Here is a 26,822-nt window from a genome sequence, read left to right as displayed (position 1 = left end):
GAAGGGTAACACACACCGCCCCCCTGGCCCGGGGGCCCCGGCGCTCACACAACCAGGCGGGCGGGCACCCTAACGGGGCGCGGGCGGCCCTACCCCCTCCCCCCTCGTCCATGAGGCCGGCCGGCCGAGGGTCAGGCGATCGGGTTCGCCAGATCGCCGACCAGCTGGAGCGCGCCCGACGGGTCCGCCAGATCCACCATCTGCTGGTTGTTCCGCAGTTGGAGCCGGTTCAGGCAGGACAGCGCGAACGTCGGCGCGAACATGTCGAACCGGGTGAACTTCTCGGACACATGGGGCGTCGACTCCTGGTACTCGCGCACACAGTCGGCGACCGCCGCCCAGAACGTGTCCTCGTCCAGGACGCCGTCCGTGACCAGGTTCGCCGCGAGGAAGCGGAAGAAGCAGTCGAAGACGTCCGTGAAGATCGACAGCAGTTTCATGTCGTCCGGGATCTCGGCCCGGACCCGCTCCACCGCCGGCGGCAGCACCGCGTCCGGGTCCATCACCGCGATCTCCTCGGCGATGTCCTTGAAGATCGCCCGCACGACCACGCCCCGCTCGTCCAGGACCAGGATCGTGTTCTCGCCGTGCGGCATGAACACCAGGTCGTAGGCGTAGAAGCTGTGCAGCAGCGGGGTCAGGTACGCCTTCAGGTACGGCTTCAGCCACTCCCGCGGTGTCAGGCCCGAGCCCTCGATCAGGGCGCCCGCGAACGAGCGGCCCGCCCGGTCCGTGTGCAGCAGCGACGCCATCGTGGCGAGCCGCTCGCCCTCGCCGAGCGAGTCCACGGGGGACTCGCGCCACAGCGCGGCCAGCATCTTGCGGTACGGCGAGTAGCGGTCGGTGGCGCCCTCGTACTCCAGGTGCCGGTAGCCGACGGCCGCCCGCTCGCGGATGATCGTCAGACCCGTGTCCTTGAGGACCTCGTCGTTGTCGATCAGCTGCGCCAGCCAGTCGTTGATCGCCGGGGTCGCCTCCATGTAAGCAGCCGACAGGCCGCGCATGAAGCCCATGTTGATCACCGAGAGCGCCGTCTTCACATAGTGCTTCTCGGGGGACGTCGTGTTGAAGAACGTACGGATCGACTGCTGCGCGAGGTACTCGTCGTCGCCCTCGCCCAGGCACACCAGGCGCTGCTGGGCGACCTCGGCGGCGAAGGTGACGGACAGCTTGTTCCACCACTGCCACGGGTGCACCGGCATCAGCAGGTAGTCGGCGGGGTCGAGGCCCTTTCCGCGCAGCGTCGCGTCGAAGCGGGCGAGCGTCTCCTCGCCCAGCTCGGCGCGGAGGAACTCCTCGTGGTCGATGCCGGCGCCCGCCGTGAACGCCGCCCGCTCGCGGATCGCGGCCAGCCACACGAGCCGTACGGGGCTCGCCGCCTCCGGCGCGTACGAGAGGTACTCGTGGATGCCGAAGCCGAGCCGCCCGTTGTTCGCGACGAAGCACGGGTGGCCCTCGGTCATGCCCGTCTCGATGTCCTGGAACGAGCCGGACGCGGCCAGCTCGCGCGCGGACACGTCCGGCTGCGTCAGTTTGAAGCAGGTGCCGGACAGGGTGGAGGAGATCTCCTCCAGGTAGACCGGCAGGATCGCGTCGGACAGGCCGAGCGCGTCCTTGAACTCGGTGAAGAACTGCAGGGCGTCCAGGGGCAGTTCGGCGCCGTGGCGGTGACGGGTGATGCTGTCGGCGGCCACCTGCCAGTGCTCCAGGCGCAGCCGGCGCGCCGCGAACCGGTACTCGGTGGCGCCGTCGTCGGAGCGCACGCAGAACCGGCCGGCTTCCAGCGGCTCGGGGGTCAGCAGACGCTCGTGGCTGAACTCGGCGAGCGCCTTGCGGACCAGGAGGCGGTTGGCCTCGGCCCAGCGCTCGGGGGACAGGTGCGCGACGGTGTCGGCGATCGTCATGCGCGGGTGCTCCTTCCGGTGGCCCGCTCGAACTGCTCGCGCGTGCAGAAGCTGAGCAGCGCCTTCTTCTCCGGCTTGTCGATCTCGCGCTCCGGCACGAAACCGACGGCCTCGTTCAGGGCGTGCACCGCCGTGTTGCGGACATCGGGCTCGACGACGACGCGCCGGGCGGCCGGGTCCTCGAACAGGTGGGCCATGACCGCGGTGATCACGGCGCGGGTGAAGCCCGGTATCCGTATCTCGGAGGGCGCGGTCAGGAAATGCATGCCGACGTCGCCCGGCAGCGGCTCGTACAGGCCGACGAGCTCGACGTGCGCCGGGTCGTAGCGCTCCATGAGGAACGCGGGCTCCCCGTCGTGCAGGCCGAGAAACGCGTCGTGGTGCTCGGCCGCCGCGATCGCCATGTACTCGCGCTCGACGTCCTGCAGTTTCGCGTCCTGCATCATCCAGAACGCGGCCTTCGGGTCGGTGACCCAGCGGTGCAGCAGCTCGCTGTCGCTGCGCGGGTCGAGCGGGCGCAGGGTCAGCGCGCCGACGGTGGCCGTGGTGCTCATGCTGCTCGTGCTCATACGGCGAACTCCTGGAAGGCGATGGTCTTCTCGACGGGGTAGTACTCGGTGCCGAGCAGCTCGCCGATGATGTAGCTGTTGCGGTAGGCGCCCATGCCCAGGTCGGGGCTGGTGATCGAGTGGGTGTGCACGCCCGCGTTCTGCAGGAAGATGCCGCGCCCGGTGGTGTCGATCGAGTAGTTGCGGGCGACGTCGAAGCGGCCGCGCCCGTCGCGCCGGATGCGGTCCTCGACGGGGGCGAGGAAGGCCGGCGTCTCGTACTTGTAGCCGGTGGCGAGGATCAGGCCCTCGGTGCGCAGCTCGAAGTCCTTGTCCTGCTCCTCCTGGTGCAGGTCGAGGGTGTACGTGCCGTTCTCGTGCCGGGCGCCGGTGAGCGCGGAGTTGGTGAGGAGCCGCGTCGGCACGGGCCCGTCGAGGCCCTTCTGGTAGAGCAGGTCGAAGATGGCGTCGATCAGCTCGCCGTCGATGCCCTTGAACAGGCCCTTCTGCCGCTCCTCCAGGGAGTACCGCTTCTGCTCGGGCAGCGCGTGGAAGTAGTCGATGTAGTCCGGGGACGTCATCTCCAGCGTGAGCTTGGTGTACTCGAGCGGGAAGAAGCGCGGCGATCGGGTGACCCAGTTCAGCCGGTAGCCGTGGACGTCGATCTCGCTGAGCAGGTCGTAGTAGATCTCGGCCGCGGACTGCCCGCTGCCGACCAGCGTGATCGAGTCCTTCTTCTGGAGCTCGCTCTTGTGCTGCATGTAGCGGGAGTTGTGGATGACGCCGTCGCCGCCGAGGTCCCGGGCGGCCTCGGGGATGTGCGGCGGGGTGCCGGTGCCGAGGACCAGGCGCGGGGCGCGGTACGTGTCGCCGCCCTCCGTGCGGACCGCGTAGAGGCCGTCGCCCTCGTCGTACGTGACCTCGGTGACGGTCGTCGAGAAGCGGACGGAGCGTAGTTTCGCGGCGGCCCAGCGGCAGTAGTCGTTGTACTCGACGCGCAGCGGGTAGAAGTTCTCGCGGATGTAGAAGGAGTACAACCGCCCCGATTCCTTCAGGTAGTTGAGGAAGGAGTAGGGGGAGGTCGGGTCGGCGAGGGTGACCAGGTCCGACATGAACGGGGTCTGCAGGTGGGCCCCGTCGAGGAACATGCCCGAGTGCCACTCGAAGTCCGGCTTGGACTCCAGGAAGACCCCGTTCAGCTCGGCTATCGGCTCGGTCAGGCAGGCGAGGCCGAGGTTGAAGGGGCCGAGCCCGATCCCGATGAAGTCGAGACGGTCATGGGGTTCAGGAAGCGCGGTCAAGGGTGTCTCCCAGGTACTGCTCGGCGTGGCCGGCGATGAGGTCGAGGACGGCCGTCAGGTCGTCGAGGGTCGTCTCGGGGTTGAGCAGGGTGAACTTCAGGTACTGGCGGTCGCCCACCTTGGTGCCCGCGACGACGGCGTCGCCAGAGGCGAACAGGGCCTTGCGGGCGTAGAGGTTGGCGCGGTCGATCTCGGCCGGGTCGGTGACGGCGGCCGGGACGTAGCGGTAGACGAGCGTGGACAGCTGGGGCTCGACGACCACGTCGAAGCGCGGGTCGGCGGCGAGCAGCTCCCAGCCGCGCCGGGCCAGGTCGCAGACCTCGTCGAAGAGGCTGCCGATGCCGTCGGCGCCCATCACGCGCAGGGTCATCCACAGTTTGAGGGCGTCGAAGCGGCGGGTGGTCTGCAGGGACTTGTCGACCTGGTTGGGGATGCGCTCGGCGACGGTGCGGCGCGGGTTGAGGTACTCCGCGTGGTAGGTCGCGTGCCGCAGGGTGGCCCGGTCGCGGACCAGGACGGCGCTCGAACTCACCGGCTGGAAGAAGGACTTGTGGTAGTCGACGGTGACGGAGTCGGCGCGCTCGATGCCGTCGAGCCGGTCGCGGTGCTTCGTCGACACGAGCAGTCCGCAGCCGTAGGCGGCGTCGACGTGCATCCAGGTGCCGTACCGGTCGCACAGTTCGGCGATCTCGGGCAGCGGGTCGATGGAGCCGAAGTCGGTGGTGCCGGCGGTCGCGACGACGGCCATGGGGACGAGCCCGTCCTTGCGGCAGCGCTCCAGCTCGGCGGCGAGCGCGAGGGTCTGCATCCGCTTGGTGCGGTCGACCGGGATCGGGACGACGGCCTGCGGGGGCAGGCCCAGCAGCGACGCGGACTTCTGGACGCTGAAGTGGGCGGCCTCGGAGGCGAAGACGCGCAGCCGGTCCAGGGAGTCCGTCTTGGCCTCCTGGCGGGCCATGAGCAGCGCCTGGAGGTTGGACTGCGAGCCGCCGGAGGTGAACACGCCGTCGGCGGTGGGGCCGAGGCCGATCCGGGCGGCGGTCCAGTCGACGAGTTTGCGCTCGATCAGGGTGCCGCCGGCCGACTGGTCCCAGGTGTCCAGGGAGGAGTTGACGGCCGACAGGATCGCCTCGCCGAGCACGGCCGGGATGACGACCGGGCAGTTGAGGTGGGCGAGGTAGCGGGGGTGGTGGAAGTAGACGGCGTCGCGCAGGTAGACGTCCTGGAGCTCGTCGAGCACCGCGATGGTGTCGTGGAGCGGGGCGTCGAGGTCGACGGCGTCGATGGCCGGGGCGAGGGCGTCGGGCGTGACGCCGGTGAACGGCCGGGTGGTGGTGGCGAGTTGGGCCGCCACCCGCTCGACTCCCTCGGTCACGGAGCTGCGGTACAGCTCCGCGGTCGTGTCATTGAGCAGGTGCGAGCGCATGGACGGTTCCTCCGGGTGGGGAAGGAGTGGGAGGTGGAGCGAGGGCGGCGAAGAGGGCGGGGCCGCTCACTCGTACTTAGGTTAGCCTAACCTAAGTTGAGTGTGCGACCCCGCCCTCTCCTTTTGGCGCGATCAGCCCTACGTGTCGGCCGGTTGCTCGCGCAGGGCGTCCTCGCTCAGCCCGCGCTTCCAGTACCCGACGAACGTCACCGCCCGCTTGTCGTAGCCGCGCTCGCGCACGAGATGGCGGCGCAGCTCCCGCATGGTCCCGGACTCGCCGGCCAGCCAGGCGTACGGGCGTGCCGCTTCGGGGAGTTCGGCCGCGCGGACGGCGTCGAGGGCCGTGGGGGAGTCCTCGTCGCGCACGAGCCAGGTCACGTGCGCGTCGGCGGCCGTCGTGACGGGCTGGACATCGCCGCGGTGCGGGACCTCCAGCCATACGTGGGCGGTGACCGAGGCGGGCAGCCAGGCGAGGACGCCGAGCGCGGCCGGTACGGCGGTCTCGTCGCCCCACATGACGATGTGGTCGAAGTCCTCGTGCGGGCGGCAGCGCACGGCGGTGTTGTCGGCGACCGCAGGACCGAGCACGACGACCCGGTCGCCGGGGCGCGCGGCCTCGGCCCAGGCGCAGGCGGGGCCGATCGTGGCGGGATCCCCGCCGTGCAGCACGAAGTCGATGTCGACCTCCTGCTCCGGCTCGCGGCGCTGACCGCTCAGCGTGTACGAGCGCATGACGGCCCGTACGTCGTCGGGCAGCGCGCGGAACGCGGCGTGCCAGGCGCGGCCGTCGTCACCCGGTTCGGGGACCGGCAGCACGGGGGCGCCTTGGCCCGGGTGCGGCAGGAAGAGGGACAGGGACTGGTCCCGGCCGCCGCCGTGGAAGGCGTCGAGCTCGGGGCCGGTGAAGGTGACCCGGAGCAGCGACGGGCCGAGCCGCCGGGTCCGTGTCACCTCCAGATCGAAGAATCGGAACGGGGTCACGGTGGGCGTCTCGGCCGTCGCGGTCATGGGATCAGGACACCTTCTTCGCCGTCTCGATGGCCTTCGCGAGGTTCTCCAGGAGCGGGGCGCACTTGTCGTAGGACAGGATCGGCTCGGGGGAGCGGGGGATGACCTGGCCGGCCTTGACCGCGGGCAGCTTCTTCCAGGTCGCCTCTTCGATGGCGTCGGGCTGGATGGCCTGGGCGCGGTCGTCCATCATGATGATGTCGGCCTTGTGCTTGTCGACGTTCTCCCAGCTCAGGTTCTCGAACCAGCCGCCGGACGCCTTCTTCGCGGCCTCCGTGGGCTCCACGAAGTTCACGCCGAGGGACTTGAAGTACTCCAGGTCGATGGAGAGGTCCGTGCCGGACACGTAGAAGATGTCGGCGCTCGCCGAGCCGGCCAGGACCTTGATGTCGGGGTGGGCCTTCGCGGCCTTGCGCAGGCGGGCGGCGGCGTCCTCGAAACGCTTCTTCGCCGCGACGACCTTCTCGGCCTTCAGGTCGGCGCCGAGCGACTCGGCCAGCGCGTACATGCGCTGCAGCGGCTGGTCCAGCTTGCGGTCGAACACGGAGATGCCGGCGCTCGGGGCGAGCTTGGCGATCTTCTTCGCGGACTCCTCCGGGACGTACCAGAGGGTGCCGGCGGCGTCGAACATGGTGGTGATCAGCACGTCGGGAGCGAGGCTCGCGTACTTCTCGATGTTGAACTGGCCCCACTCGTTGCCGATGACCGTCACCTTGGAGACGTCCATGTCGCCGGCCTGCACGTCGGGCTTGCCGCCCTTGACCGTGGTCGGGCCGAACACGCCCTTGACCTGGATGCCGTAGTCGTACAGGGCGGCGCCGACGCCGGTGAACGCGACGATGTTCGCCGGGATCTTGTCGAGCTTCACGGTCGTGCCGCGGTCGTCCTTGAACGACCACGGCCCGGAGCCCTTCTTCCCGGCGCTCGAGCCACCGCCCGCCGAGCCTTTCTCGTCACCGCACGCGGCGAGCGCGGCACCGAGGCCGAGGGCACCGCCGACGGCGAGGATGCCGCGGCGGGTGGGGCGGGACAGACGGACTTCGGTCATCACGGGCTGCTTTCGGACATGCCGGATCTACGGCCGGGCGGGGTCGCGGAACTAAGGGAAGGTTAACCTAAGTTCTCGGCATGTCCAGGGGGCGGGGGAGGACGGGGCCCCGCCGGCCGCGGTCTTCACCAGGTGTAGTGCTCGTCCGCGAAGGGGATCGGGTGTCCCGAGTAGGCGACGAAAGCCGCGTGCTTGTCGTACCCGAGGAAGTACTCGCCGCTCCAGTGCTGATAGAAGAAGCGGCCCGTCTCGTCGACGAGGAACATCGCGCCGTCGTCCCGGTCGTACGCCACCGGGAAGACCTTCTTGCCCAGGGCGTCCGCGAGTTCCTGAATGTCCTCCGACGCCCCTTTGTAGGTGAGGAGCGGCGAGAAGTAGACGATGTGCCGGGGGTTGGCCCCCAGCCGGGTCTCCAGTCCGATGTGCTCGCGGACGAACCGCAGGGCGGGCTCGTTCACTTCCAGCACCCCGCCGCCGTCGAGGCCGAACTCCTCGATCGTGCTCGCCACCGCTGCGGCGGCGAGATCGTCGCACCGGCGGCCCGGATGCCAGCCGGCGCGCGTCAGCCAGTCATCGACCGCCTCGGGGGACTGCAGCAGGGGCAAGGAGCTCATCCCGTAAGGGTCGTCCAGCGGGCGCTCGCCGGCCAACTCGTTCCGATCCGCGACGCCGTCGCGGGGCGTGAGCGGCCACGCGGCACCGGCACGCCGCCCGCCGGCATGCCGAAGCCCCCTCGGCACCGAAGGCGGGGCGAGGGGGCCTGGGGGCGGGGGTCAGGACGGGAGGCCGAGTTCGCGGGCGATCAGCATGCGCTGCACCTCGCTCGTGCCCTCGCCGATCTCCAGGATCTTGGAGTCCCGCCACATGCGGGCCACCGGGTACTCGTTCATGAAGCCGTAGCCGCCGTGGATCTGGGTGGCCTCGCGCGCGTTGTCCACCGCGACCGTGGAGGAGTACAGCTTCGCCATCGCCGCCTCCTTCTTGAACGGCTCCCCGGCGACGAGCCGCGACGCCGCGTCCCGCCAGCCGAGCCGCGCGGTGTGCGCCTTCATCTCCATGTCGGCGATCTTGAACTGGATCGCCTGGTACCCGCCGATGGCCCGCCCGAACGCCTTGCGCTCCTTGGCGTACTTCACGGACTCGTCGACGCAGCCCTGGGCGAGCCCCGTCGCGAGCGCGGCGATCGCGATGCGCCCCTCGTCGAGGATCCGCAGGAACTGCGCGAAGCCGCGCCCCTCCGTGCCCAGCAGGTTCGCCGCCGGGACGCGGACGTCGTCGAAGTGGAGTTCGCGGGTGTCCGACGCGTTCCAGCCGACCTTCGAGTACGGGGCCGCGACCGTGAAGCCCGGTGTGCCGGACGGGACGATGATCGAGGAGATCTGCGGCTTGCCGTCCGCCGTGCGCCCTGTGACCGCGGTGACCGTCACCAGACCGGTGATGTCCGTACCGGAGTTGGTGATGAAGCACTTCGTGCCGTTGACGACCCAGTCGCCCGTGGTCTCGTCCAGGACGGCCGTCGTGCGCGTGCCGCCCGCGTCGGACCCGGCTTCCGGCTCGGTCAGCCCGAACGCGCCGAGGATCTCGCCGGAGCACAGCCGCGGCAGCCACTCCCGCTTCTGCTCCTCGGTGCCGAACAGGTGCAGCGGCATCGCGCCGAGCGAGACGCCCGCCTCCAGGGTGATCGCCACGGACGAGTCGACCCGGGCCAGCTCCTCCAGGGCGATGCCGAGCGCCAGGTAGTCGCCGCCCATGCCGCCGTACTCCTCGGGGAACGGCAGCCCGAACAGGCCCATGCGCCCCATCTCGCGCACGATCTCGTACGGGAACTCGTGGCGCTCGTAGAAGTCGCCGATCTTCGGCGCGACCACGTCGTGGGCGAACTCTTCGACGGTGCGCCGGAGTTCCTCGTGCTCGGGGGAGAGGTGGTGGTCCATCTGGCTCACTGCTCCTGCGGGGACTGGGCCTCGGGTACGAGGGCGCGAACGGTGCGGGACGGGCTGGGTCGGCCCAGGTGGCCGGCCATCCACGCGCTCGTGGCGCTGAGACGGCCGAGGTCGACCCCGGTCTCGATGCCGAGGCCGTTCAGCATCCAGACGAGGTCTTCGGTGGCGAGATTGCCGGTGGCGCTCTTCGCGTACGGGCAGCCGCCGAGGCCGCCCGCGGACGCGTCGACGGTGGTGACGCCGTGCTGGAGCGCCGCGAGCGTGTTGGAGAGGGCCTGGCCGTACGTGTCGTGGAAGTGCACCCCGATCACGTTCGTCGCCACGCCCTCCTCGTTGAGCGCGGAGAGCAGCGCCTGGACGTGGCCGGGGGTGGCCACGCCGATCGTGTCGCCCAGGCTGAGCTCGTCGCAGCCCATGTCCATGAGGGACTTGGCCACTCGGACCACCTGGTGGACGGGGACCGCGCCCTCCCAGGGATCGCCGAAGCACATGGAGAGGTAGCCGCGGACGTGGGCCCGCGCCTCCTTCGCGCGGGTCACGACCGGCTCGAACATGGCGAGGGACTCGGCCACCGTCCGGTTCAGATTGGCCTTCGCGAAGGACTCCGTCGCGCTGGCGAACACGGCGATCCGGTCCGCGCCGAGCGACAGGGCGCGGTCCAGGCCCCGCTCGTTCGGGACGAGGACCGGGAGGTGGACGTCCGCGAGGCCCTGGAGCCGCGGGAACAGGGTCTCGGCGTCCGCGAGTTGGGGAACCCACTTGGGGTGGACGAAGCTCGTAGCCTCGATTGTGGTCAGTCCGGCGTCCGCGAGGCGGTGGACGAACTCGGCCTTGACCTCGGTGGGGACGGTCGTCTTCTCGTTCTGGAGCCCGTCCCGCGCGCCCACCTCGTGGATGCGGACCCGCGCGGGCAGGCCGGGGGCCGGGATCGTCATCGGCAGGGCGTCCATCACGCCGCCTCCTCTGCGCGTTCCTGGACGACCGCCAGGATCTGGTCCATCGCCACCGTCGTGCCGGGGCGCACGTCCAGCTCCGTGACGACGCCCGCGTGCGGGGCCGCGATCACGTGCTCCATCTTCATCGCCTCGACCACCAGCAGGCTCTGACCGGCCGCGACCTCGTCGCCGACGGCCACCTTGACGACCGTCACCGTGCCGGGCATCGGAGCCGTCAGGGAACCCGCGCCGCCCGCCCCGGCACCCGTCAGGCTCGCCGCGACCGGGTCGTGGTCCTGGACGTGCCAGGCGTCGCCGTCGAGGGCCAGCCAGTCGGCGGCCACCGCCGTGGGCCGCACCGGGGCCGTCGGCTCGCCGTCGACCAGGATCTCGGTGCCGGAGGCCGTGGTGCGGACGCGGACCTCGACCGGGTCGTGCCCGGCGGCCCGCAGGTGGTGCACCGTCCACGCCGGGTCGCCGCCGAGCCGCCAGCCGTCGGGCCGCCCGAACGGGTCGGCCCAGCCGTCGCCGCCGGCCGGCGCCAGGCGCTCCTGGCGCAGGGCGCCCGCCGCCGCGTAGACGCCCGCGGGGACGTCCGCCGAGACCAGGCCGTCGACCTCGCGCTCCACGAGACCCGTGTCCAACTCGCCCGCGACGACCGCCGGATGGGCCAGCAGCCGGCGCAGGAAGCCCGCGTTCGTCGGCACGCCCAGTGTCACCGTGCGGGCCAGCGCCGCCCGCAGCCGGCGCAGCGCCGTGTCCCGGTCGGGGCCGTACGCGATGACCTTCGCCAGCATCGGGTCGTAGAGGGAACTGACCTCCGTGCCCTCGCTGAGCCCGGAGTCCGTGCGCACCCCGTCGCCCTCGGGCTCGCTCAGCGCGAGGACCGTGCCGCCGGAGGGGAGGAAGCCGCGGGCGGGGTCCTCGGCGCACAGGCGCGCCTCGACCGCGTGGCCGGTCAGGGTGATGTCGTCCTGCGTGAAGCCGAGCGGCTCGCCCGCGGCGACGCGCAGCTGCCATTCCACCAGGTCCAGGCCCGTGACCAGCTCGGTCACCGGGTGCTCCACCTGGAGGCGGGTGTTCATCTCCATGAAGTAGTACGCGGACGGGTCTTCGCCGGGGACGATGAACTCGACCGTGCCCGCGCCCCGGTAGCCGCACGAGCGGGCCGCCTCGACGGCCGCCGCGCCCATCGCCGCGCGGGTCTTCTCGTCGAGCAGGACGCTGGGCGCCTCCTCGATGACCTTCTGGTGGCGGCGCTGCAGCGAGCACTCGCGCTCGCCCAGGTGCACCACATTGCCGTGCGCGTCCGCGAGGACCTGGATCTCGATGTGCCGGGGGCGGTCGATCCACCGCTCGACGAGCAGTGTGTCGTCGCCGAACGAGGCCCGTGCCTCGCGCCGCGCCGCCGCGATCTCGTCCTCCAGGACCGTCAGGTCCCGCACCAGGCGCATGCCCTTGCCGCCACCGCCGGCCGACGGCTTGAGCAGCACGGGGGCGCCCAGCTCGCGGGCCGCGTCCGCGAGTTCGGGATCGCGGCCGCCCGGGACCACCGGGACACCCGCGGCCTGCACCGTCTCCTTCGCGCGGATCTTGTCGCCCATCAGCGCGATCGCGTCGGCGGACGGGCCGATGAAGGCCAGGCCCGCCTCCTCGCAGGCCCGCGCGAACGCCGCGTTCTCCGCCAGGAAGCCGTAGCCCGGGTGCACCGCCTGGGCGCCCGTGGCGCGCGCCGCCTCGACGATGCGCTCGGCCGACAGATAGCTCTCGGAGGCCGGCGGCGGGCCGATCCGGACGGCCTCGTCGGCCTCGCGCACGTGCCGCGCGTCGGCGTCCGCGTCGCTGTACACGGCCACCGAGCGGACGCCGAGCGCCCGCAGCGTACGGATGACACGGACGGCGATCTCGCCGCGGTTGGCCACCAGCACGGTCTCGAACATCATCGTTCGCCTCTCCACACCACTGTTCGTCGTCGTGGTCGACGTGGTCGACGGGATCGTCGGGGTCTTCATCGCCGTCACATCCGGAAGACACCGAAGCCGGGGGACTTCTCCGGCAGCGGTGCGTTGGCGCACGCGGTCAGGGCCAGGCCGAGGACCTGGCGGGTCTCCATCGGGTCGATCACGCCGTCGTCCCAGAGCCGCGCCGTCGCGTAGTACGCGCTGCCCTGGGTCTCGTACTGGGCGCGGATCGGGGCCTTGAAGGCGTCCTCGTCCTCGGCGGGCCACTCCTCGCCGCGCGCCTCCAACTGGTCCCGCTTGACGGTCGCGAGGACGGACGCGGCCTGCTCGCCGCCCATGACGGAGATCTTGGCGCCGGGCCACATCCACAGGAAGCGGGGGCTGTAGGCCCGGCCGCACATCGAGTAGTTGCCCGCGCCGTACGAGCCGCCGATCACGACGGTCAGCTTCGGCACGCGCGTGCAGGCCACGGCGGTGACCATCTTGGCGCCGTGCTTGGCGATGCCGCCCGCCTCGTAGTCCCGGCCGACCATGAAGCCCGAGATGTTCTGCAGGAACACCAGCGGAATGCCGCGCTGGTCGCACAGCTCGATGAAGTGGGCGCCCTTCTGGGCGGACTCGGAGAACAGGATGCCGTTGTTCGCCACGATGCCGACCGGGTGGCCGTGGATCCGGGCGAAGCCGGTGACCAGCGTCTGCCCGTACTCGGACTTGAACTCGTGGAACCGCGAGCCGTCCACCACGCGCGCGATGACCTCGCGGACGTCGTACGGGGTGCGCGAGTCGACCGGCACCGCCCCGTACAGGCCCGCCGGGTCGACCTTCGGCTCGATCGCGGCCTCGGCCGACCAGGGGAGCGGGCCGCGCTCGGGGAGCGTGGAGACGATCGTGCGCACGATGCGCAGCGCGTGCGCGTCGTCCTCCGCGAGGTGGTCCGTGACGCCGGAGACGCGGGAGTGGACCTCGCCGCCGCCCAGCTCCTCCGCGGTGACGACCTCACCGGTGGCCGCCTTCACCAGCGGCGGGCCGCCGAGGAAGATCGTGCCCTGATTCCGCACGATGACGGCCTCGTCGCTCATCGCCGGGACGTACGCTCCGCCGGCCGTGCACGAGCCGAGGACCGCCGCGATCTGCGGGATGCCCGCGCCGGACATCCGCGCCTGGTTGTAGAAGATCCGGCCGAAGTGCTCGCGGTCGGGGAAGACCTCGTCCTGCATCGGCAGGAAGGCGCCGCCGGAGTCCACCAGATAGACGCACGGCAGCCTGTTCTCCAGCGCGACCTCCTGGGCGCGCAGGTGCTTCTTCACCGTCATCGGGTAGTACGTGCCGCCCTTGACGGTCGCGTCATTGGCGACGATCACGCACTCGCGGCCGCTGACCCGGCCGATGCCGGCGATCACACCCGCCGCCGGCGCCTGGTCCCCGTACATCCCGTCGGCCGCCAGCGGGGCCAGCTCCAGGAACGGGGAGCCCGGGTCGAGCAGCGTGTCCACCCGGTCGCGCGGCAGCAGTTTGCCGCGCGCGGTGTGCCGCGCCCGGGCCTTCTCGCCGCCGCCGAGCCGGGCCGCGGCGAGCTTGGCGCGCAGCTCCTCGCCGAGCGCCCGGTGCGCCGCCTCGTTGGCCCGCCACGCCTCCGACGCGGGGTCCGCCGCGCTCGTCAGCTCCGGTGCCTCGTGCATCCTGCGGTCCCCTCACCAAGTCCTGAGCAAACTCTGGGCCAGTCCTGCGAAAGTTAATGAGCGTTAACCTGTTTCCTCCAGGTTAACGCTCGCTAACCTCCCTGTCTAGAATTACTTCCATGGCCACCAGAACCGACGCCCCCACGCGGCGCGAGCAGATCCTCAAGGAGGCCGCGCGGCTCTTCGCCGAGCGGGGTTTCCACGGCGTGGGGGTCGATGAGATAGGCGCCGCCGTCGGCATCAGCGGACCCGGCCTGTACCGGCACTTCGCGGGCAAGGACGCGATGCTCGCCGAGCTGCTCGTCGGCATCAGCGGGCAGCTGCTCACCGGCGGCAAGCACCGGGTCGCCGAGGCGGGCCAGGGACCCGACGCGCTGCTCGACTCGCTGATCGAGGGGCACATCGACTTCGCGCTCGACGACCGCGACCTGATCACGCTGCACGACCGTGAGCTCGACCGGCTGCGCGACACCGACCGCAAGCTGGTGCGCCAGCTCCAGCGCCAGTACGTGGAGCTGTGGGTGGAGGCGGTGCGCAAGGTCTACCCGGAGCTCGCCGAGCCTCACGCGCGCGTGGCGGTGCACGCGGTCTTCGGGCTGCTGAACTCGACGCCGCATCTGAGCCGCCCGGGTTCGCTGCCCGGGCGTGACGCGACGGCGGCCATGCTGCACAAGCTGGCGCGCGGAGCGTTCGCCGCTGCCGCACAGTGAGGTGAGGTGCGCCGCAGAGTGACGCGCATCTCTGGACGGTCCGGTGACTGGCCGGTAACGTTCTCTGAGCAAGCGCTTAGTCGTCGTATGAGGGCCGTCTGAGGCCGTAGAGGGAGTTCCCGTGCGCCGTACCGTTTTCAATGAGGACCACGAGGCGTTCCGGGAGACCCTGCGCGCCTTCATCGAGGCCGAGGTCGTCCCGCACTACGACGAGTGGTTCCAGGACGGCATCGTCCCGCGCGAGCTCTACGGCAAGATGGCTGAGCTCGGCCTGTTCGGGATCAACGTGCCGGAGGAGTACGACGGCGCGGGCATGGACACCCACAAGTTCGAGGCCATCCAGTACGAGGAGACCGCCCGCGCGGGCGTCTCCTTCGGCGGCTCCGGCGTGCACGTGCTGCTCGCCCTGCCGTACATCAAGATGCTCGCCACCGACGAGCAGAAGAAGCGCTACCTGCCGAACTTCGTCTCCGGCGAGGAGATGTGGGCCCTCGCGATGACCGAGCCGGGCACCGGCTCCGACGTCGCGGGCATGAAGACCACCGCCAAGCTCTCCGAGGACGGCACGCACTACGTCCTCAACGGCGCCAAGACCTTCATCACCGGCGGCGTCCACGCCGACCGCGTCATCGTCTGCGCCCGCACCGCCGCGCCGACCGCCGAGGACCGCCGCTTCGGCATCTCTCTCTTCGCCGTCGACACCAAGTCCGAGGGCTACTCGATCGGCCGCAAGCTCGACAAGCTCGGCCTGCGCACCTCCGACACCGCCGAGCTGGCCTTCGTCGACGTGAAGGTCCCCGCCGAGGACCTCCTGGGCGAGGAGAACAAGGGCTTCGGCTACCTCGGCACGAACCTCGCCTCCGAGCGCTGGGGCATCGCCTACGGCGCGTACGCGCAGGCCCAGGCCGCCGTGAACTTCGCCAAGCAGTACGTGCAGGAGCGCACCGTCTTCGGCAAGCCGGTCGCCACGTTCCAGAACACGAAGTTCGAGCTGGCCGCCTGCCAGGCCGAGGTGGACGCCGCGCAGGCCGTCGCCGACCGCGCCCTGGAGGCCCTCGACGCCGGCGAGCTGACCGCCGCCGAGGCCGCGTCCGCGAAGCTGTTCTGCACCGAGGTCGCCCACCGCGTCATCGACCGCTGCCTCCAGCTGCACGGCGGCTACGGGTTCATGAACGAGTACCCGATCGCCCGCCTGTACGCGGACAACCGTGTGAACCGCATCTACGGCGGCACCAGCGAGGTCATGAAGATGATCATCGCGAAGAACATGGGTCTGTAACCGGCCGCACACAGCTGCCCGATACAACTGATCACATGCATCAGGCACTCAAGGACCTCCTCGATCTGCTCGACCTCGAGCAGATCGAGGAGGACATGTTCCGCGGCCAGTCCCGGTCCGCCGTCGTCCCGCGTGTCTTCGGCGGACAGGTGGCGGCCCAGGCGCTGGTCGCCGCCGGGCGCACCGTCCCGGCCGACCGGCTCGCCCACTCCCTGCACGCGTACTTCCTCGTGGCGGGGGACCCGGGCGCCCCGATCGTCTACACGGTCGACCGGATCCGCGACGGCCGCTCCTTCACCACGCGCCGCGTCGTCGCCGTCCAGCACGGCCGGCCGATCTTCCACCTCTCCGCGTCCTTCCAGACGTACGAGGAAGGGCTCGACCACCAGGCGCCGATGCCGCCCGCGCCGGACCCCGAGTCGCTGCCCACGGCCGCCGAGCTGCTCCCGCGCTACGCGGACTCCGTGCTCTCGCCCGACGTGGTCGCCCGGATGCTGGAGGCCCGCGAGGCCGTCGACCTGCGCTACGTCGACGCGCCGCCGTTCGCCTTCGTCGGCAAGCCGCAGCCGCCGCGCTCCCAGGTCTGGTTCAAGGCCGGCGGCAAACTCGCCGACGACCCGCTGCTCCACGTCTGCCTCGCCACGTACGTGTCCGACATGACGCTGCTCGACTCCGTGCTCCTCGCGCACGGGCGCGGCGGCTGGGCCGTCGGGGACGTCGTCGGCGCCTCGCTCGACCACGCCATGTGGTTCCACCGGCCGTTCCGCGCCGACGAGTGGCTCCTCTACGACCAGGAGTCGCCCTCCGCGTCCGGCGGGCGCGGCCTCGGCCAGGCCCGGATCTACACCCAGGACGGGCACCTCGCGATCACCGTGATCCAGGAGGGCGTCGTTCGCGTCCCGCGCTGAACGGACATACCGTCCCGTACATGAGCGACGTACGGGCGGAGCAAGCGAGCACCACCGAGGAGCCGGCCGGCGGCGAGAGCGTCTTCACCGTGATCGTCGCCGCGGCCGCCAATCTGGGCATCGCCCTCGCCAAGGCCGTGGCCGGTGTCATCAGCGGATCGAGCGCGATGCTCTCCGAGGCCGCGCACTCCTTCGCCGACACCGTCACCGAGCTCCTCCTGCTCACCTCGCTCAAGCGCAGCGAGAAGCCCGCCGACGAGGAGCACCCGCTCGGCTACGGCGGGGAGCGCTATGTGTGGGCGTTGCTCGCCGCCGTCGCCACCTTCGTCGGCGGCGCCGTCTTCTCCCTCTACGACGGCATCCACACCCTGGTCGCGGGCGAGGACCTCGGCGACCCCCTCGTCTCCTACCTCGTCCTCGCCGTCGCCTTCGTCCTGGAGGGCTTCTCGCTGCGGACCGCGCTGCGGCAGGCGCGCGGCGAGGCGGCCCGGACCGGGGCGCCGCTGCGCCGGTATCTGCGGCGCACGCCCGACACCGCCGTGAAGGCCGTCGTCCTGGAGGACAGCGCGGCGCTCGCCGGTCTGCTGTTCGCGGCGGGCGGCCTGCTGGGAGGGCAGCTCACCGGTTCGGGCGTGTGGGACGGCATCGCCTCGCTGTGCATCGGCGGGCTGCTGCTGTGGGTGGCCTGGGTGCTCGGGCGGTCCAACGCGGAGCTGCTCGTCGGGCGGCCGCTGCCCCAGCAGGTCCGCGCCGAGATCCGTGAACTGCTGCTCGGCGTCGAGCACGTCGAGGCCGTCCTCGAACTGACCACGCTGGTCCAGGGGCCCCGCGAGGCCCTCGTCGCCGCGAAGGTCGACTTCCGGGACGCGTCCACCGCCGCCCAGATCGAGTGGGCCTGCGAGGACGCGGCCCGGCGGCTGCGCGAGCGGTTCCCGTCCGTGCGGCGCGTGTACCTCGACCCGACGCCGGGATTCGCCCAGCGCCGCTCCGAGGGACTCAATCCCTGGTGATCCCGGCTGAGATCGACCGGGTGGACCTGTGTCGCGGGTCACAATAATGCTTTATTATTCCCGCCATGGTCATGGGTGCGGGCACGGACGAACGGCGTGAGCGGATTCTGCGGGCGGCCGCCGAGGTCCTCGCCGAGCGGGGCTTCGACGCCGGGCGGCTACGGGACGTGGCCACCGTCGCCGGGCTGTCCATCGGCTCGCTCCAGCATTACTTCGAGACCCGGGACGCCCTGTTCCGCGAGGCCTTCGCCTGGTCCATCGACGAGCTCGTCGACCGCTGGCGGGCCGCGTCCGTCGACGCCCCGACCGCATGGCGGCGCTTCGAGCTCCTCGTCCAGGCCCTCACCACCGACCCCGGACTGACCCGGCGCTGCGCCACCTGGACCGAGTTCTGCGCCAGCGCCGCGCGCCGCGAGGAACTGCGCGAGGGCGTGCGCCGGGTGCACGACGAATGGCGGGCGCTGATCTCCGGGATCGTCCGGGACGGCGTGCGCGACGGCGAGTTCCGCCCGCCCGTGCCCGAGGCCACCGCCATCGGCTCGCTCGTGGTCCTCGTCGACGGGCTCGACATGGCCGTCGCCGCGGGCTCCGGGCTCACCGCCGAGCAGTACGCCGAACTGCTCGTCGGCACCGCGCGCGCCGTCCTCGGCGTCTCCGGCTGACCTGTTCCCGCACCGATCCGCTCCCGGGAGGGGCCGTCATGGCAGAGTTCCCGCACCTGTTCAGTCCACTGCGGATCGGTCCGGTGACCGTACGCAACCGCATCCTGTCCTCGGGGCACGACACCGTGCTCGTCGAGGACGGGGCCGTCACCGACGCGCTGGTCGCCTACCACGAGGCACGGGCCGCGGGCGGCGCCGGACTCATCGTCCTCCAGGTCTCCGGAGTGCACCCCTCCGCCCGCTACACCACCCATGTCCTCATGGCCACGGACGACGACTGCGTCCCCGGCTACGCCCGGCTCGCCGAGACCGTGCACCGGCACGGCACCCGGATCTTCGGCCAGCTCTTCCACCCCGGGCGCGAGATCCTGGAGTCCGCCGACGGCAGCGCGCCCGTCGCGTGGGCGCCCTCGGCGACACCCAGCGAACGCTTCCACGTCATGCCGCGCGCCATGACCGAGGCCGAGATCGAGGAGGTCCTCGACGGGTACGGGCAGGCGGCCCGGCGGCTGTGCGCGGCCGGGCTCGACGGGGCCGAGGTCGTCGCCAGCCACGGCTACCTCCCGGCCCAGTTCCTCAACCCGAAGGTGAACGTACGCACCGACGGCTGGGGCGGTGACGGCGCGGGCCGGCTGCGGTTCCTGCGCGAGGCGCTGCGCCGGGCGCGGGCGGCGGCCGGCCCGGACTTTGTCGTCGGCCTGCGCATATCGGGGGACGAACTGAGCCACGACGGGCTCGACACCGCACTCGTCCTGGAGACCGTCGCCGCGCTCGACGCCGAAGGGCTCGTCGACTACGTGTCCGTGTGCGCGGGCAGTTCGGCCAGCCTCTCCGGCGCCCAGCACATCGCGCCGCCCATGTTCCACGAGGCCGGGTACGTGGCGCCGCTCGCCGCGAAGGTGAAGGCCGTCACCGGGGTGCCCGTGATGGTCGCCGGGCGGGTCAACCAGCCTCAGGAGGCCGAGCAGATCGTCGCCGCCGGTCAGGCCGACGCCTGCGCCATGACCCGCGCCCTCATCTGCGACCCCGAACTCCCCGCCAAGGCCGAACAGGGCCGCGCCGAGGAGATCCGCGCCTGCATCGGCTGCAACCAGGCCTGCATCGGGCACTTCCAGCTCGGCTACCCGATCTCCTGCATCCAGCACCCCGAGACCGGCCGCGAACTCCGCTTCGGCACCCTGCCGTTGCTCACCCGGCGCAAGCGGGTCCTCGTCGTCGGCGGCGGACCCGGCGGCCTCAAGGCCGCCGCCGTCGCCGCCGCACGCGGACACGACGTGGAACTGCACGAGGCCGCGCGACGGGTCGGCGGGCAAGTGCTGCTCGCACAACTCCTTCCCGAACGGGCCGAGTTCGGCGGCGCCGTCACCAATCTGGAGGGGGAGGCACGGCGGGCCGGCGTACGGATCACGGTCGACGCGCCGGTCGACGCCGCCGTCCTCGACGCGCTCGCGCCCGACGCCGTCGTCCTCGCCACCGGGGCCCGGCCGCGCCGGCCGCACCTCGAACTGCTCGACGATCCCGTGGTGCTGGACGCCTGGCAGGTGATCCAGGGGGCGGCCGTGCCGCGCGGGCGGATCGTCGTCGCGGACTGGCGCGGCGACTGGATCGGACTCGGCGTCGCCCTCCAACTCGCGGGCCAGGGACGGAAGGTGACCCTGTGCGTCACCGGCTTCGCCGCCGGGGAGCACCTCCAGCAGTACGTACGCTCCGCCCTGCTCGCGCGCGCCGCGCGGGCCCGCATCGACATCGTCCCCAACGTGCGCCTCTACGGAGCCGACAGCGACACCGTCTACCTCCAGCACACGCTCACGGAGGAACCCGTGCTGCTCGAAGGCGTCGCCGGGGTCGTGCTCGCCCAGGGACACGAGCCGGTCGACGAGTTCGCCCCCGAAGGGGAGCACGTCGTCGCCGTCGGGGACCGGGTCGCGCCGCGCACCGTCGAGGAGGCGGTCCTCGACGGGCTCACCGTGGGCGCGGCGCTGTGACCCCGGCCCGGGGTCCGGGTCAGTCGTCCAGCAGGCCCGCCGCGCCGAGCAGGTACGCCGTCATCGGGTCGTAGTGGCGCGGGCTCGTGACGTGGTCGTCCAGCGGGACCGTCACCTGCATCGTGCCCTCGGCCTCGCCGACGAACAGCGCCGGGTCGTTGCAGTCCGCGTAGCCCACCGAGTCCAGGCCGCGCTGGGCCGCGCAGCCCGCCCAGCCGTGGTCGGCCACGACCAGGTCGGGCAGCGGGCGGCCCTCGTGCTCCAGGCCGTCCAGGATGCGGGTCATCGGGTCGGGGGAGTGGGTGTGCCACAGCGTCGCGCCGCGCTCCAGCACCGCGACGTCCGCGAACTGGAAGACCATGCCCTCCTCCGTGGCCAGGCCCTCGGGGATCACCATGATCTCGCAGCCCGCCGCGCGCAGGGCCGCGGCCGTCGCGCGGTGCACGTCGAGCAGGCCGCCGGGGTGGCCCGTCGCGAACAGCACACGCTGGCGGTCCTCCGCCGCCTTGTGCAGGCGGGCCGCCATGCGCTCCAGCGCGTCGACCGTCAGCTCCGGGTCGATCGTGTCCTGGCCGTAGCGGTGCTCCGGGTCGTCCACGACGCCACAGCGCTCCGCCATCACCGCGAGGACGTCCTGCTCGTCGCTCCAGCGGTCGCCCAGCTCCAGTCCCAGCCAGAAGTGGCGGTCGCCGTTCGCCAGCTTGCGGTAGTGGGAGAGGTTGTTCTCCCGTGGCGTGGCCACGTCGCCGGCGATGCGGGTCCGGACGAGGTGGGCGGTCAGGGCGGCACGGCTGGGTGTATCGCTGGGGATCCCGGGTATCGGCATGGGTCCATTGTGCCGGTGGTCGCTGTGAGCCGTTGATCAATTCCACACAGTGGCCCCGCGCGCCCCGGAGTCAGGAGGAGGCGCGGGGGATCAGGACAGCCTCGGCGGGCGGGGCCTCGGGGACGTCCCTGCCGTTGATCTGCGCGTCGATGATCTCCGCGACCAGGGCCGGCGGGACGAAGGGAAGCCGGACGGTGGTGAGCGGCGGGTTCTGGAGGGTCGCGCTCACCAGGTCGTCGGCGCCGACGACGGCGACGTCGCCGGGGACGGTGAGCCCGGCGCCCTGAAGCGCGTGCAGCAGGAGCGCCGCGTACTCGTCGTTGTAGGCGAACACGGCGTCGAGCCCCAGGTCGCCCCAGGCCGCGGCCAGTTCGGCGGCCGACTCGCGCGTGTACGACATGGGCAGTTCGGTCACGGTCGCGGTGCTGCGCGCGGCGACGGCGCGGGCGCCCTCCAGCCGCGGTCGGGCGAACGTGTCGAGGCCGCGCTCGCGCGGCATGACCACCCCGATGCGCCGGCGGCCCCGCGCGAGCAGGTGCTCGGCGGCCAGCTCCCCGACGCGGGCGTGGTCCAGCGGTAGCGCGTACACGCCCTCCACGGGGCGCGCCGACAGGGCCAGCACCGTGGCCACGCCCGCCCGGCGCAGGATCCGCCCCGCCTCCGCCGTGAGGCAGTCGTCGTCCATCGCGAGGACCGCCGCCGGCCGCAGCTCGGCCCAGGCCCGTGCGCCCGCCGAGGCGTCCGTGTACCGCCCCGCGTGCAGGACGGCCGTGTAGCCCCGCTCGTCCAGCGCGCTGTGCAGCGCGTCGAGCCAGGCGCTGGCCAGGTGGCCGACCGCCGACACCGAGGCGGGGATCAGCACCAGATTGCTGTGCCCCGCGCGCAGGGTCCGGGCGGCGGCGTGCGGGACGTAGCCCAGTTGCTGTGCCGCCTCCCGCACCCGGGTGCGGGTCGCCTCGCTGACCCGGTGCGTCTGGGTGTTGTTCAGCACGAACGACACGGTGGCGCGTGACACCCCCGCGAGCCGGGCCACGTCCGCGCTCGTGACCGAGTTCGCAGCCATCCGTCTCCTTGCCTCCGATTGCCCTCCGTCCCAGGTTACACGCGTCACACACGGTGACGAAGGGCCGCCCGTCCGCCCGCGAACAGACAGGTCGCGGGCCCTTGGCTGGTTACACGAGCAACATCGCTCCGATCAGTGGATTCTCTCCGACACCTAGGCAGGAGGCCGTTCAGGTGTTACACAGGAGTCAGTCGGCGGTAACACGTGTAACTATCGAGGTCGCCGACCTCCCCCTCGCTGTAGTGCCCCTTGGTTCCCCCCAGCCAAGCCCCCTCCCGTCCCCTCCCCGTCCCGGGGCTCCGCCGTGCTTCAAGGAGACCGTCATGAGTAGAACCGCGACCCGGATTCCGGCACCGGACACACCGGCCGACCGCCCCGGCGGCGGTGTGCTCGTCCGGCTGCTGGCCATGCTGGCCGTCGGGAACACCGCGATGTACATGGTCTACATGGGTGTCGGCCAAGTGCTGCTGCCCGTGCAGGTGGAACTGCTCGACCCGGCGGACAAGGTCGCCAACCTCGGCCTCGTCTCCGGCGTCTCGGCGGTCTTCGCCACCCTCTTCAACCCGCTGGCGGGGCTGCTGTCGGACCGCTCCCGGCGGCGCAACCCCTGGATCCTGGGCGGCGGGCTCGCCGCCCTGGGCGCGCTCGCCCTGCTCGGCGCGATGCGCACCCTGCTCCTGGTCACCATCGGCTGGTGCCTGGTGCAGGCGATGATGAACGTCTACCAGGCCGCGATCACCGCGGTCGTCCCCGACCGCGTACCGGTCGAGCGCCGGGGACTGGCCTCCGCCATGGTCGGCATCGGCACCCCGCTCGGAGTGATCGTCGGCGTCACGCTCGCCGCCGCCTTCGTGCCCGACGACATCCGCACCGGCTACCTCGCCCTCGGCGCGGTGATCGGCCTGGTCGCCGTGGTGTTCACCGCGGTGGTGCGCGAGCAGCGCCTGCCCGCCGTGGAGCCCGTGCCGCTGGTCCGCCAGCTCGCGGCCTTCGGCGCCGCGCTGAAGGCGGGCGACTTCCGCTGGGCCTTCATCGGGCGGTTCCTGATGATGCTCGGCTACTTCATGGTGACGCTCTTCCAGCTGTACATCCTCCAGGACGACATCAGCCTGCCCGGGGACCTGGAGCCCGCCGGGGCCCTGGCCGTCCTGTCCCCGGTCAACGCCGTGTGCATGCTGCTGGCGACCGTCGTCGGCGGGCTGCTGTCCGACCGGATCGGGCGGCGCAAGCCGTTCATCGCGGTCTCCTGCGTCTTCACCGCGCTGGGCACGATGATCCCGGTGATCAGCCCCACCTGGCCGGGCATGCTCGCCTTCGCGGTCGTCACCGGACTGTCGTTCGGCTGCTTCATGGCGGTGGACACGGCCCTGGTCACCCTGGTCCTGCCCAGCGCCGACGACGCGGCGCGCGACATGGGCATCCTCAACATCGCCAACGCCGGGCCCCAGATCATCAGCCCGTTTCTGGCCTCCCTCGTCGTCGGCTCGCTCGGCGGCTACGACGCCCTGTTCGCGGCCGGCGCGCTGGTCACCGTCATCGGGGCCCTGTCCGTCGTCCCGATCCGCGGCGTGCGCTGAGCCCGCCCGTACACCCCACTGGAGAAGTTCCCATGACCCCCGCACCGCGCAACGACGGCCACCCGTACCAGAACCCCGCCCTGTCCCCGGACGAGCGCGTCGAGGACCTCCTCTCCCGGATGACCCTGGAGGAGAAGGCCGGACAGATGTTCCACACCATGCTGCCCCTGCACGACGACGGGCGCCCCGTCGAGGCGGGCGACGAGACGGCCATGGTCCCCACCGACACCAGCGGCCTGATCGGCTCCAAGCTGCTGAGCCACTTCAACCTGCTGGGCGGCACCGGGCCGCGCCAGATGGCCGAGTGGCACAACGCCGTGCAGGAACTGGCCGCCGCCACCCGGCTCGGCATCCCCGTCACCGTCTCCACCGACCCGCGCCACTCCTTCACCACCAACATCGGCGCCTCCTTCAGCGCCGGCGCGTTCTCCGCCTGGCCCGAGCCGACCGGTCTGGCCGCCGTCCGCGATCCCGAACTCGTCCACCGCTTCGCCGACATCGCCCGCCGCGAGTACCTCGCCGTCGGCCTTCGCGTGGCCCTGCACCCGCAGATCGACCTGGCCACCGAGCCCCGCTGGTCGCGCCAGTCGGGCACCTTCGGATCCGACGCCGCGCTCACGGGCGAGCTGGTGCAGGCGTACATCCTCGGCTTCCAGGGAGAGACCCTCGGGCGGGACAGCGTGGCCACCATGGTCAAGCACTTCCCCGGCGGCGGCCCGCAGAAGGACGGCGAGGACCCGCACTTCCCGCACGGCAAGGAGCAGGTCTACCCGGGCGGTCTGCGGGACCTCCACCTGGAGCCGTTCAAGGCCGCCATCGCCGCCGGCGCCTCGCAGATGATGCCGTACTACGGGCAGCCCGTCGGCACGGACTGGGAAGAGGTCGGCTTCGGCTTCAACAAGGGCGTCATCACCGGGCTGCTGCGGGAGAGCCTCGGCTTCGGCGGCATCGTCTGCACCGACTGGGGCCTGCTCACCGACGCCCCGATCTTCGGCGAGATGCACTCGGCCCGCGCCTGGGGCGTCGAGCACCTCACGCTCGCCGAGCGCGCCGCGAAGGCCCTGGACGCGGGCGCCGACCAGTTCGGCGGTGAGGAATGCCCCGAGGTCGTCGTCGAACTCGTCCGCTCCGGCCGGATCAGCGAGGAGCGCATCGACGCCTCCGTACGCCGCCTGCTGCGCGAGAAGTTCGTCCTCGGCCTGTTCGACCAGTCCTACGTCGACCCCGACCTGGCCGAGGAGATCGTCGGCGCCGACGAGTTCCGCGCCGCGGGTGAGGCCGCCCAGCGCCGCTCGCTCACCGTCCTGGTCAACCGCGACGCCACGCTGCCCGTCACCCGGCCGCGCCCCAAGCTGTACGTGGAGGGCGTGGACGCGGAGGCCGCCGCGGCGTACGGCGACCTCACCGACACCCCGGCCGACGCCGACCTGGCCCTGCTGCGCCTGCACACCCCGTACGAGCAGCGCGACAACAAGTTCGAGTCGATGTTCCACACCGGGCGGCTCGACTTCACCGAGGAGGAGCTCGAGCCCGTCCTCGCCGTTCTCGACGCCGTGCCGACCGTCGTCCTGCTCCACCTCGAACGGCCCGCCGCCGTGCCCGAGATCGCCGAGCGCGCCGCCGCCCTCGTCGCCGACTACGGCGCGAGCGACGCCGCCCTGCTCGACGCCGTCTTCGGCAACGCCACGCCCGAGGGCCGCCTGCCGTACGAGCTGCCCCGGTCCACGGCCGCCGTCGCCGCCTCCCCCAGCGACGTACCCAACTCCACCCAGGACCCGGTCTTCCCGTACGGAGCCGGACTCTCCCTCTGAACCACCGGGGGCGGCACAGCACCAGCCCCGCGAGCCGCCCCCGGTACCCCCTCTGATTCCCCGCGCACCGCCCGAGCCGCACCCGGAGGACCACAGCCATGACCCGCTCCCCGCGCCGCAGACGCACCCTCCTCGTTCTCGCGGTCACCGCCGCCCTCGCCTGGACGGGGGCGGTCGCCTCCGCCACCGCCCCCGACCCGCACGACGCGCCGCGCTCCGGCCGGCCGGACCGCCCGCTCGCCGGCCTGCGCGTCCTGCTCACCAACGACGACTCCATGCGGGCCCTCAAGCCCACCAACTCGGACGGTCTGGGCCTCTACGAGATCCGCAAGTCCCTGTGCGAGGCCGGCGCCGACGTCGTCGCCATCGCGCCCTGGCAGGTGCAGTCCGGCAAGGGCACGGCCGTCACCAACGGCGGCACGCTCTCCCTGAGCAGCCGCCCCGAGCCGCTCGCCGGATACGAGAACGACTGCTCCGGCACCCCCTCCGGCTCGCCCGTTCTCGGCGTGTGCCTGGCCACCGGCCCGTGCGGACCCGACTCGCCCGGCGCCACCCCGGCGGACACCGTCAAGTTCGCGCTGCGCGGCGGGCTCGCCGCCGAGGCCGGCTGGAAGGACGGCCCCGACCTGGTCGTCACCGGCATCAACTCGGGCCCCAACGTCAGCGCCCAGGTCAACGACTCGGGAACCGTCGGCGCCGCGGTCGCCGCCATCGACGAGGGCGTGCCCGCCATCGCCCTCTCCTCGTCCGGCGACGCGAGCCAGAGCCGGTTCCCCGTCGCCAACTACCGCGCCCACGCCCGCTTCGCCGCCCGGTTCATCGCCGGACTGCGCGAACGCGACCTGTTCACCGACCGGTTCGCGCTCAAGGTCGACCATCCGGACGTCAGCGCCGGACAGCGCGCCGGACGCATGGTGTGGACGAGCGTCGGCCACGGCAAGGTCGTCTGGCACGCCTACGAGGCCCGCACGCCGGGAAGCGACGTCTACGACATCGTCCTCGGCGTCTGCGCCGACGAACCGTCCGCCGACTGCACCGAGACCGTCAGGGACGCCGACTCCACCGCACTGCTCTCCCGCGGCCACATCACCGTCGCCCCCGTCACCGCCGACCGCACCTACGGCGTGCGGACCAGCGGCGCGGGGCAGCGCGATCTGGCCCGGCTGAAGCGGTACGTCGAGCACGAGGCTCCGCGTTCCTGACCCCGACCGGCCGTCCGCGGACCCCCTCCCTGACCC

Annotated in this window: 22 protein-coding genes; 9 read left to right on the top strand and 13 right to left on the bottom strand. The window is 71.8% G+C overall.

The annotated features are described in order from the left end of the window. Positions 1-131 precede the first annotated feature (131 nt). From ACFW9D_RS12265 to ACFW9D_RS12215, 11 genes are all read right to left on the bottom strand, one after another. A complete protein-coding gene (locus ACFW9D_RS12265) occupies positions 132-1,904 on the bottom strand; it encodes an IucA/IucC family protein (protein WP_384620840.1) in 1,773 nt (590 codons plus the stop codon). After that, positions 1,901-2,473 (bottom strand): GNAT family N-acetyltransferase, encoded by a 573-nt coding sequence (locus tag ACFW9D_RS12260; RefSeq protein ID WP_223206124.1) that lies wholly within the window; start codon positions 2,471-2,473, stop codon positions 1,901-1,903. The genes ACFW9D_RS12265 and ACFW9D_RS12260 overlap by 4 nt, the downstream gene beginning before the upstream one ends. Next, positions 2,470-3,753 carry a lysine N(6)-hydroxylase/L-ornithine N(5)-oxygenase family protein gene (locus tag ACFW9D_RS12255; protein ID WP_384620837.1) on the bottom strand — a complete coding sequence of 428 codons (1,284 nt, stop codon included), beginning with the start codon at positions 3,751-3,753 and terminating at the stop codon, positions 2,470-2,472. The genes ACFW9D_RS12260 and ACFW9D_RS12255 overlap by 4 nt, the downstream gene beginning before the upstream one ends. After that, positions 3,737-5,179, bottom strand: a complete 1,443-nt coding sequence (desA, locus tag ACFW9D_RS12250) for a lysine decarboxylase DesA (protein WP_384620834.1) — start codon at positions 5,177-5,179, stop codon at positions 3,737-3,739. Before desA ends, ACFW9D_RS12255 begins: the two co-directional genes overlap by 17 nt. 138 nt (positions 5,180-5,317) lie before the next feature. Further along, entirely contained in the window at positions 5,318-6,187 is an 870-nt protein-coding gene (locus ACFW9D_RS12245; RefSeq protein ID WP_384620831.1) for a siderophore-interacting protein, read from the bottom strand. 4 nt (positions 6,188-6,191) lie between these two features. Next, a complete protein-coding gene (locus tag ACFW9D_RS12240; protein WP_188338794.1) occupies positions 6,192-7,235 on the bottom strand; it encodes an ABC transporter substrate-binding protein in 1,044 nt (347 codons plus the stop codon). A gap of 125 nt (positions 7,236-7,360) precedes the next feature. Beyond that, the gene (locus tag ACFW9D_RS12235) at positions 7,361-7,849 is read right to left on the bottom strand and encodes an SUKH-3 domain-containing protein (protein ID WP_384620828.1); all 489 of its coding nucleotides are present in this window, start codon (positions 7,847-7,849) and stop codon (positions 7,361-7,363) included. 159 nt (positions 7,850-8,008) lie between these two features. After that, on the bottom strand, positions 8,009-9,169 hold the full coding sequence (locus ACFW9D_RS12230; RefSeq protein WP_384620881.1) for an acyl-CoA dehydrogenase family protein: 1,161 nt from the start codon (positions 9,167-9,169) through the stop codon (positions 8,009-8,011). A 5-nt stretch (positions 9,170-9,174) separates the two neighbouring features. Beyond that, positions 9,175-10,128 carry a hydroxymethylglutaryl-CoA lyase gene (locus tag ACFW9D_RS12225; RefSeq protein ID WP_188341557.1) on the bottom strand — a complete coding sequence of 318 codons (954 nt, stop codon included), beginning with the start codon at positions 10,126-10,128 and terminating at the stop codon, positions 9,175-9,177. Continuing rightward, positions 10,128-12,053 (bottom strand): biotin carboxylase N-terminal domain-containing protein, encoded by a 1,926-nt coding sequence (locus ACFW9D_RS12220; protein WP_384620878.1) that lies wholly within the window; start codon positions 12,051-12,053, stop codon positions 10,128-10,130. The genes ACFW9D_RS12225 and ACFW9D_RS12220 overlap by 1 nt, the downstream gene beginning before the upstream one ends. Positions 12,054-12,130: 77 nt before the next feature. After that, a complete protein-coding gene (locus ACFW9D_RS12215; RefSeq protein ID WP_188338795.1) occupies positions 12,131-13,753 on the bottom strand; it encodes a carboxyl transferase domain-containing protein in 1,623 nt (540 codons plus the stop codon). 119 nt (positions 13,754-13,872) lie between these two features. Between ACFW9D_RS12215 and ACFW9D_RS12210 the strand changes: the two genes are divergently transcribed. The 6 genes from ACFW9D_RS12210 (at position 13,873) to ACFW9D_RS12185 (ending at position 20,307) form a co-directional block, all read left to right on the top strand. Further along, on the top strand, positions 13,873-14,463 hold the full coding sequence (locus tag ACFW9D_RS12210) for a TetR/AcrR family transcriptional regulator (RefSeq protein ID WP_188338796.1): 591 nt from the start codon (positions 13,873-13,875) through the stop codon (positions 14,461-14,463). 121 nt (positions 14,464-14,584) lie between these two features. Continuing rightward, positions 14,585-15,742, top strand: coding sequence for an acyl-CoA dehydrogenase family protein (locus ACFW9D_RS12205; protein ID WP_188338797.1), 1,158 nt, complete (start codon positions 14,585-14,587; stop codon positions 15,740-15,742). Between the two features lie 35 nt (positions 15,743-15,777). Continuing rightward, positions 15,778-16,650, top strand: a complete 873-nt coding sequence (locus tag ACFW9D_RS12200; RefSeq protein WP_188338798.1) for an acyl-CoA thioesterase II — start codon at positions 15,778-15,780, stop codon at positions 16,648-16,650. Between the two features lie 20 nt (positions 16,651-16,670). Continuing rightward, a complete protein-coding gene (locus ACFW9D_RS12195) occupies positions 16,671-17,660 on the top strand; it encodes a cation diffusion facilitator family transporter (protein WP_384620821.1) in 990 nt (329 codons plus the stop codon). 65 nt (positions 17,661-17,725) lie between these two features. Beyond that, positions 17,726-18,322 (top strand): TetR/AcrR family transcriptional regulator, encoded by a 597-nt coding sequence (locus ACFW9D_RS12190; protein WP_384620818.1) that lies wholly within the window; start codon positions 17,726-17,728, stop codon positions 18,320-18,322. Positions 18,323-18,360: 38 nt separating this feature from the next. Further along, positions 18,361-20,307, top strand: a complete 1,947-nt coding sequence (locus ACFW9D_RS12185; RefSeq protein WP_384620815.1) for an FAD-dependent oxidoreductase — start codon at positions 18,361-18,363, stop codon at positions 20,305-20,307. 19 nt (positions 20,308-20,326) lie between these two features. Here ACFW9D_RS12185 and ACFW9D_RS12180 read toward each other — a convergent pair whose 3' ends face one another. Beyond that, positions 20,327-21,133 carry a phosphatase gene (locus ACFW9D_RS12180; RefSeq protein WP_384620812.1) on the bottom strand — a complete coding sequence of 269 codons (807 nt, stop codon included), beginning with the start codon at positions 21,131-21,133 and terminating at the stop codon, positions 20,327-20,329. 70 nt (positions 21,134-21,203) lie between these two features. Continuing rightward, positions 21,204-22,196: a LacI family DNA-binding transcriptional regulator gene (locus ACFW9D_RS12175; RefSeq protein ID WP_384620808.1), complete on the bottom strand. Its 993-nt coding sequence runs from the start codon at positions 22,194-22,196 to the stop codon at positions 21,204-21,206. A 323-nt stretch (positions 22,197-22,519) separates the two neighbouring features. Here ACFW9D_RS12175 and ACFW9D_RS12170 point away from each other — a divergent pair, with 323 nt between their 5' ends. The 3 genes from ACFW9D_RS12170 (at position 22,520) to surE (ending at position 26,786) form a co-directional block, all read left to right on the top strand. Beyond that, positions 22,520-23,773, top strand: coding sequence for an MFS transporter (locus ACFW9D_RS12170; RefSeq protein WP_384620805.1), 1,254 nt, complete (start codon positions 22,520-22,522; stop codon positions 23,771-23,773). A 32-nt stretch (positions 23,774-23,805) separates the two neighbouring features. Beyond that, positions 23,806-25,584 (top strand): glycoside hydrolase family 3 protein, encoded by a 1,779-nt coding sequence (locus tag ACFW9D_RS12165; RefSeq protein ID WP_384620802.1) that lies wholly within the window; start codon positions 23,806-23,808, stop codon positions 25,582-25,584. Positions 25,585-25,682: 98 nt separating this feature from the next. Continuing rightward, positions 25,683-26,786: a 5'/3'-nucleotidase SurE gene (gene surE / locus ACFW9D_RS12160; RefSeq protein ID WP_384620799.1), complete on the top strand. Its 1,104-nt coding sequence runs from the start codon at positions 25,683-25,685 to the stop codon at positions 26,784-26,786. The last annotated feature ends 36 nt before the right edge of the window (positions 26,787-26,822 follow it).

Origin of the sequence: Streptomyces sp. NPDC059524 (assembly GCF_042749255.1) — a bacterium.
GTDB lineage: Bacteria > Actinomycetota > Actinomycetes > Streptomycetales > Streptomycetaceae > Streptomyces > Streptomyces xanthii.
The sequence above is the reverse complement of the archived record's forward strand: the minus strand, read 5'-3'. Positions and strand labels throughout refer to the sequence as shown.

What these genes read in the sequence shown, in the direction of transcription:
- ACFW9D_RS12170 (WP_384620805.1), top strand. Translation starts at nt 22,520, where the DNA reads ATGAGTAGAACCGCGACCCGGATTCCGGCACCGGACACACCGGCCGAC.
- ACFW9D_RS12215 (WP_188338795.1), bottom strand. Translation starts at nt 13,753, where the DNA reads ATGCACGAGGCACCGGAGCTGACGAGCGCGGCGGACCCCGCGTCGGAG.
- ACFW9D_RS12260 (WP_223206124.1), bottom strand. Translation starts at nt 2,473, where the DNA reads ATGAGCACGAGCAGCATGAGCACCACGGCCACCGTCGGCGCGCTGACC.
- ACFW9D_RS12180 (WP_384620812.1), bottom strand. Translation starts at nt 21,133, where the DNA reads ATGCCGATACCCGGGATCCCCAGCGATACACCCAGCCGTGCCGCCCTG.
- ACFW9D_RS12200 (WP_188338798.1), top strand. Translation starts at nt 15,778, where the DNA reads ATGCATCAGGCACTCAAGGACCTCCTCGATCTGCTCGACCTCGAGCAG.
- ACFW9D_RS12185 (WP_384620815.1), top strand. Translation starts at nt 18,361, where the DNA reads ATGGCAGAGTTCCCGCACCTGTTCAGTCCACTGCGGATCGGTCCGGTG.
- ACFW9D_RS12165 (WP_384620802.1), top strand. Translation starts at nt 23,806, where the DNA reads ATGACCCCCGCACCGCGCAACGACGGCCACCCGTACCAGAACCCCGCC.
- ACFW9D_RS12265 (WP_384620840.1), bottom strand. Translation starts at nt 1,904, where the DNA reads ATGACGATCGCCGACACCGTCGCGCACCTGTCCCCCGAGCGCTGGGCC.
- ACFW9D_RS12175 (WP_384620808.1), bottom strand. Translation starts at nt 22,196, where the DNA reads ATGGCTGCGAACTCGGTCACGAGCGCGGACGTGGCCCGGCTCGCGGGG.
- ACFW9D_RS12235 (WP_384620828.1), bottom strand. Translation starts at nt 7,849, where the DNA reads ATGAGCTCCTTGCCCCTGCTGCAGTCCCCCGAGGCGGTCGATGACTGG.
- ACFW9D_RS12195 (WP_384620821.1), top strand. Translation starts at nt 16,671, where the DNA reads ATGAGCGACGTACGGGCGGAGCAAGCGAGCACCACCGAGGAGCCGGCC.
- desA (WP_384620834.1), bottom strand. Translation starts at nt 5,179, where the DNA reads ATGCGCTCGCACCTGCTCAATGACACGACCGCGGAGCTGTACCGCAGC.
- ACFW9D_RS12225 (WP_188341557.1), bottom strand. Translation starts at nt 10,128, where the DNA reads ATGGACGCCCTGCCGATGACGATCCCGGCCCCCGGCCTGCCCGCGCGG.
- ACFW9D_RS12240 (WP_188338794.1), bottom strand. Translation starts at nt 7,235, where the DNA reads ATGACCGAAGTCCGTCTGTCCCGCCCCACCCGCCGCGGCATCCTCGCC.
- ACFW9D_RS12220 (WP_384620878.1), bottom strand. Translation starts at nt 12,053, where the DNA reads ATGTTCGAGACCGTGCTGGTGGCCAACCGCGGCGAGATCGCCGTCCGT.
- ACFW9D_RS12210 (WP_188338796.1), top strand. Translation starts at nt 13,873, where the DNA reads ATGGCCACCAGAACCGACGCCCCCACGCGGCGCGAGCAGATCCTCAAG.
- ACFW9D_RS12230 (WP_384620881.1), bottom strand. Translation starts at nt 9,169, where the DNA reads ATGGACCACCACCTCTCCCCCGAGCACGAGGAACTCCGGCGCACCGTC.
- ACFW9D_RS12245 (WP_384620831.1), bottom strand. Translation starts at nt 6,187, where the DNA reads ATGACCGCGACGGCCGAGACGCCCACCGTGACCCCGTTCCGATTCTTC.
- ACFW9D_RS12190 (WP_384620818.1), top strand. Translation starts at nt 17,726, where the DNA reads ATGGTCATGGGTGCGGGCACGGACGAACGGCGTGAGCGGATTCTGCGG.
- surE (WP_384620799.1), top strand. Translation starts at nt 25,683, where the DNA reads ATGACCCGCTCCCCGCGCCGCAGACGCACCCTCCTCGTTCTCGCGGTC.